Annotated in this window: 6 protein-coding genes and 1 pseudogene; 4 read left to right on the top strand and 3 right to left on the bottom strand. The window is 39.9% G+C overall.

The genetic code is table 11. The features are described 5' to 3' along the window. A pseudogene (locus tag L4C33_RS19100) lies at window positions 1-492 on the bottom strand (hypothetical protein); the annotation flags it as partial. A 236-nt stretch (window positions 493-728) separates the two neighbouring features. After that, the gene (locus tag L4C33_RS19095) at window positions 729-1,199 is read right to left on the bottom strand and encodes a CreA family protein (RefSeq protein ID WP_428813993.1); all 471 of its coding nucleotides are present in this window, start codon (window positions 1,197-1,199) and stop codon (window positions 729-731) included. Window positions 1,200-1,449: 250 nt separating this feature from the next. Here L4C33_RS19095 and L4C33_RS19090 point away from each other — a divergent pair, with 250 nt between their 5' ends. The 3 genes from L4C33_RS19090 (at window position 1,450) to L4C33_RS19080 (ending at window position 4,638) form a co-directional block, all read left to right on the top strand. Beyond that, window positions 1,450-1,947: a hypothetical protein gene (locus L4C33_RS19090; RefSeq protein WP_428813992.1), complete on the top strand. Its 498-nt coding sequence runs from the start codon at window positions 1,450-1,452 to the stop codon at window positions 1,945-1,947. 65 nt (window positions 1,948-2,012) lie between these two features. Further along, a complete protein-coding gene (locus L4C33_RS19085; protein ID WP_428813991.1) occupies window positions 2,013-3,770 on the top strand; it encodes an HD domain-containing phosphohydrolase in 1,758 nt (585 codons plus the stop codon). Between the two features lie 163 nt (window positions 3,771-3,933). Then, complete coding sequence (locus tag L4C33_RS19080; RefSeq protein WP_428813990.1) at window positions 3,934-4,638, top strand: HAD-IA family hydrolase; 705 nt, start codon at window positions 3,934-3,936, stop codon at window positions 4,636-4,638. On the opposite strand, the gene L4C33_RS19075 is transcribed toward L4C33_RS19080, so the two are convergent. Next, window positions 4,583-4,792, bottom strand: coding sequence for a hypothetical protein (locus tag L4C33_RS19075; RefSeq protein WP_428813989.1), 210 nt, complete (start codon window positions 4,790-4,792; stop codon window positions 4,583-4,585). The two genes, L4C33_RS19080 and L4C33_RS19075, sit on opposite strands and share 56 nt — an antisense overlap. 208 nt (window positions 4,793-5,000) lie before the next feature. Between L4C33_RS19075 and L4C33_RS19070 the strand changes: the two genes are divergently transcribed. Next, window positions 5,001-5,681 (top strand): efflux RND transporter periplasmic adaptor subunit (locus L4C33_RS19070; protein ID WP_428813988.1); only part of this gene is annotated, 681 nt, incomplete at its 3' end.

Below are 5,681 nucleotides of genomic sequence, written 5' to 3'. Positions count from 1 at the left end.
CACTGCAAGAGTATCACCATCATCACTGAGAGCCACTGACCATCCAAAATTATCACCCGCCTCGGTGTTAGATGCTTTTATGTAAGTTACWAATTGAGAGATAGACTCTGAATCTAGCGAAAGCTGATTTGAGTAACTCTTAGCTGTACCACTTTGCGCAATAATAAAAAATTCTTTCGCGATAGAAGAGAGTGGGTTGAGTGATTTAACCAGTACATTATTTGCTGACGTTACGCTACCCATCGTTAAGCAGCCATCGTTCTTTGAGTCATCAGACTGACATACCGTGTACGTAACCGCACTATCATCATCAGTAGCTTGATCCCAATAGAAACGCGCGTCTCCGTTTTCAATATTGATTTGTGTAAGGTTAAAAGCTTTCAGATCATGCTGTTCATTAAGAACATATTTTTCGCTTTTAGCTGAATCTGTTGGATTACAGCCAGCCAAAATAAGGGAAAGAGTAAGCGTTAAAAAGATTTTCTTGTTCATTTTAAGTAGAAATAATTGCTGGGTAGTTACGGGGAGGCATTCTGATTTTTGCACTTTGACAGTGTGCCCGTCAACGTTGAATGTATAGATTAATAGTTATATTTATAAGCAATCGTTTGCTGGGGTGTGTTAAGTGAAAACAGCCAACTGAAGACTAGAAGGCTGTTTAATATATTTCATTGATGAGGCTGTTTTACTTAGAGAAAAAGTAAGTAACGGCAGGTAAATCCATTGATTTACTTAGACACTGCGGCCGACTCTAAATACGCTTTAGTGCCCCAAAGTGGAACCGTTGATAGGCTGTGTTTGAAACTACCTTCTGTTTCTTTGGTCGTGTAAGACAAGTAGAGCAGGGTTTGGTTTTCAGCGTCGTATATACGTCTTACTTTCATTGATTTGAAAAAGATGCTTTTAGATTGTTTGAACACCACTTCCCCAGAAGGGCTCTTATCAATCGTTGCGATCATCTCTGGTGTTATGTCGCCAGTTTGACGGCATGAAATAGAACTGTCACTAGGATCAGCCAAAGAGAAGTCGGCTTCAATAGAAGCAATATGACAAGTCACACCTGGGATCTTTTCATCATCTAAATGGGAGATCTTAATGTCTTTCATAGTGAACAATCCTAAGCTGACGTCACCAACCTCGTTATCTGAACAGCCAGCAAGTAGTGCCATCATCGTGGCAGCGATTAGAGCCTTTTTCATTTGAAATCCTTTATATTTTTGTTCGAGTAATTGTATGAAAGATTGAATAGAGATGATATGTGTTTCTTATATTCTGACGATTTCTGAGTCTCAAGCCATTATATTAGCAACATTTATGTTTTTAAATCGGTCAGGTCTTGTTGCTCAGTGCCTTGCTAGGTATGCTTTGTAAATACGGTAATGAACAGATTGGTGCATTACCTTTTTCCCAGCATTTATGCTCGGGGATCATTAAGTAGGTAGCAAAAGAATGAATAACGACTTACCTGTAATTGGCAACACCAAAAATCAATGGTTGTATGACCAAATTGATGTGCAATTCCCCACTCAAGAAAGCCTTGCTGGGCTCAAACTTTATCAGCAGGCATTGAGTAAAAAGAATATTGAAGCTTTTGTACCTGAGAGATCTGATAACGTTCTTGATGAAATTTGTCCTGTTGATTTTCATAAGATGACTGTGATGTTTGCGCTCAATCAAGCGAGTGCATGGAAGAGTGAACAGGACAAAGCCAACATCCTAGAGTTTTTTACTCAAATAATTCTTTCAGGTGAGCATCAACTATTTTTAGGTCTGAGTGGTGGCGAGGTTGTCGCGTCTGGAATCATTAYGGCTTCCGATAATGAGGTGCTGTTTTCTGACTTAATGTCGACAAGTGACGCGATATCTATAAATCAGGTTGCTAATCAACTGGTTTGTTTTTGGGAGCAAGATCATGAATCCGCCGCTAAGTATTGGCGTGAGGTATAAAGCGTTAATACAGGGTAATTAACTTAGCGTAGAATACGGCGTCTTATTTATTGAGAACCTTGTCAATGAACGTAGTAAGCCGAGTGCTGTTGGCGATAGCTCTAAATGTTTTTATGGGCTACGCCGTTGCCGATACTAACAACTGGGATGCGAAACACATTCTGGTTTTGCATTCTTATGAGCCGTCTTACCAGTGGACTGCTGATTTTCAAAAGGGTATTGATAGCGCCTTAGCGATTTCAGGTGTGCCTATAAAGGTATCGATAGAATACTTAGATACCAAAAGAATTAACTCGCCAGAGTACTTTTCTAAACTTCGCAATTACCTCTCTTTCAAATACAAAAATTATGATTTTGATGGCGTTATTGCGACTGATGACAATGCCCTTCGGTTTCTACGTGGGCTAGATATGATTGCTGGGAAAAACATTCCTGTTGTTGCTGCCGGTATCAATGATACGTCTGAAAGTCTTCATAGTATCACCCATAAAGGTACAGTCATTTACGAAAAAGATGATATTGATAGCAATATAGATCTGATCGTCAAGCTGCAGCCTAACCTTAAAAAACTCTACTACTTAGCAGACAGAAGCTTAACCTCGGAACTTATCCGTGGCGAAGTTATTAATATTTTAAGTAAATACGACGATATTGAGCTGGTGGAAATTAGAGAGCGTTCTCTTAGCGAAGCGAGCCAGTTCCTTTCTGGTGTGTCAAAAGACGACGCAGTCCTACTGACACATTTTAATACGGAAATTAAACAAAATCGTTATTACAGCTATCAAGAAATCTCTCATATCATTGCAGGCTCAAGCGCTGCGCCAGTATTCTCTTTGTGGGAGTTTTATATTCAAGGTGGTGTACTTGGCGGTTACGTCAATCGTTCTGAAAGTATGGGTATTGAAGCGGTAAAAGCGCTAAGCCAATACATTCCCTTGCGTTTTGAGGCGCAAGTGATTGCTGGAAGCAACAAGCGTATTGTTTTTGATTACGATGCTCTCGCAACGTTTGATATATCGATGTTCTCACTTCCTGCTGAAAGTATATTACTTAATAGTCCGACATCATTTATCAAAGACAACTACAGGTTACTTATTGCAAGTAGCGTGGTGATCGCTTTTCTCACTACGATCATCATTATGCAATTTGCGACGATTAGGCAAAAGCGAGAGCTTGCTAATAAAAATAAGAAAATACTGACTCTTCAAAGCCGTACGTTAGGTGTGCAAAAAGAAATGATTCACGTGCTGGGTGAAGCCATAGAAACACGCTCTGGTGAAACGGGTAATCATGTTAAGCGTGTTGCAAAGCTATCAGCCAAGCTTGCTAAGCTAAAAGGACTAAGTCATCGAGAAATTGAGATCATTGAGATCATCAGCCCTATGCATGACGTTGGTAAAATATCTGTACCTGAGTCTATATTAGACAAGCCTGGGMAACTTAATGAAGACGAATGGAAGGTAATGAAACAGCACACAACTGCTGGTTATAAATTACTGAAAACAAGTGAAGGGGATATTACCAACTTGGCGGCTATCGTTGCTCACGAGCATCATGAACGTTGGGATGGCAAAGGATACCCCAATGGCAAGGTCGGAGAGGATATTCATATTTTTGCTCGCATTACAGCGGTCGCTGATGTCTTTGATGCTCTGCTCAGTGTTCGGTGCTATAAGCAAGCGTGGCCAGTGAGTGATGTTGTCGAATTATTCGAGAGAGAAACTGGTTTTCAATTCGACCCATGTCTCACCAAACTATTAATTCAAAATATTGACGATTTTATCTCAATTAGAGATTTATACCCTGATTCGATAAGTGACTAACTTGTTACACAATGTTGGTCTAATGAATATTCTCAGTGGTTTATAGTGATCTTGTGCATATTTTGCGAAGATAATTAAGTGGGTGTTCGAGAAGTGTTAGGTTTGCCAGAGAAATAGTAGCTTGATGATTTAGTATGAAATCTCCAAATAAGAGAGAGTACTTATGAGTTCAAGGCAAACACAATGTGTGATTTTCGATTGTGACGGAACGCTTGTTGATAGTGAGGTTCTGTGCTGTCAGGCTTTAGTACAGGTTTTCGAACAATTTGACGGTAAACTAACTCTCGAAGAGTCTTTAGCTCACTTTAAAGGCGGCAAACTTGCCGATATCTTATTAGATACTCAGTGTCGACTAGGGTTATCTATATCCTTAGACATTCTTGAACCTCTGTATAGAGACGAGGTTCAGAAGCTTTTTCATGACCACCTACAGCCTATGACAGGTGCCAAAGAACTGATTCAATTCCTATCCCAGAACAACATTGAGTTTTGTGTTGCTTCAAACGCGCCTAAAGACCGGATAAAGCAATCACTAGAAATGACGGGGCTGTTACCTTCGTTCTATGGCAAAATTTTCTCGGCATTCGACGCCAACAGCTGGAAGCCAGAGCCAGATCTTCTGTTATATACAGCAATGAATATGGGCTTTAGAACGAAAGATTGTATTTACATTGATGATACTGAAAAAGGGGTCGAGGCAGGCGTTCGATCTGGGATTAAAACCTTTAAATTGTGCTCAAAAGGTATTGAGGCCAACGAATCAGATTCGAAAGCCCACAATATTTATAGTTTATTAGAGTTGAAACAATGGCTTAGTGACACACACCATTTGCAGCGAGCAACATGCTCTTCGAGTTCGGYGCTATAGAGGGAATTACTCCGCGATTAATAGAGCTAAACTGTTTTGTGTGAAAACCGCATGACGCACATGTAAATTTTTCCCCACTTTCTGAAATAAGATATTCATCATGCTGGCACAATGGGCAGGTTATTTCGTCTGGTGCAATTTCTTTATTCTTCATTATGTCACCTAGCAGCAATTAGTTTGCGATAAAAGTTAATTCGAAACTTCACAAGCATAATAAGATTACTCCCATGCTCGATTTTTAGACAGTATTCGAGCTGGTAATATTGTTTTTTGGGAGTGACTTCAACCTCCTCGTTCTAAGTTAGCATTGAATTATATGGTCTGGTATACTGGTACGACATACCATAAGACTGGATGATGTTTTGAAATCGTTATTAGCTTTATTTGTCGTAATTGGCCTTGCTGGTTGTAATAAGCAGGCAGAACCACAAGAAGTCACCCCAGAGCCTGCTGTTCGCAGTGTTAAATTTATAAAATCAATTTTTGAGTCTCATACTCAAACTCGCGAACTTACTGGTATTGTGCGCAGCGCACAAACATCCCCAATCAGCTTTAAAGTCAATGGCACAGTTAGTAATGTGCTAGTGAGTAAAGGTCAACGAGTTAAAAAAGGGCAAGTTCTTGCTCAACTTGAAACGAGTGATCTTTTAATTTCAATGAGGAAGGCTCAAGCATCATTAGGTGCAGCGAAAGCCGCTCGCCTTCAAGCTGAAGACAAATACCTACGTTCGGCAAAACTGAACGAGAAAGCTTTCGTTTCAGACTCCGAACTCAATGCTATTAAAGCCGACTTTGATGCTAAGCAGCAGCAAGAAAATCTCGCCTTAACTGATTTATCTAATGCTGAGTTGAACTTGGAACGTTCAAAGTTGTTTGCTCCTTTTGCAGGGCAAATTAGCCAAGTATTTATCGATAATTACACCAAAGTAAATTCAGGTCAGAAGATCATTGAACTGGTTAACGACTTTGCTTATGAGGTGGATTTTCTAGTACCTGAATCACTTATTCGTGAAGTCGCGTTTGGTGAGTCTGTACAAGTGATT

This window comes from Vibrio makurazakiensis (assembly GCF_050337375.1).
Taxonomy (GTDB): domain Bacteria; phylum Pseudomonadota; class Gammaproteobacteria; order Enterobacterales; family Vibrionaceae; genus Vibrio; species Vibrio makurazakiensis.
Note: the sequence above shows the minus strand (reverse complement) of the source record. Positions and strands in the feature narration are given on the sequence as shown.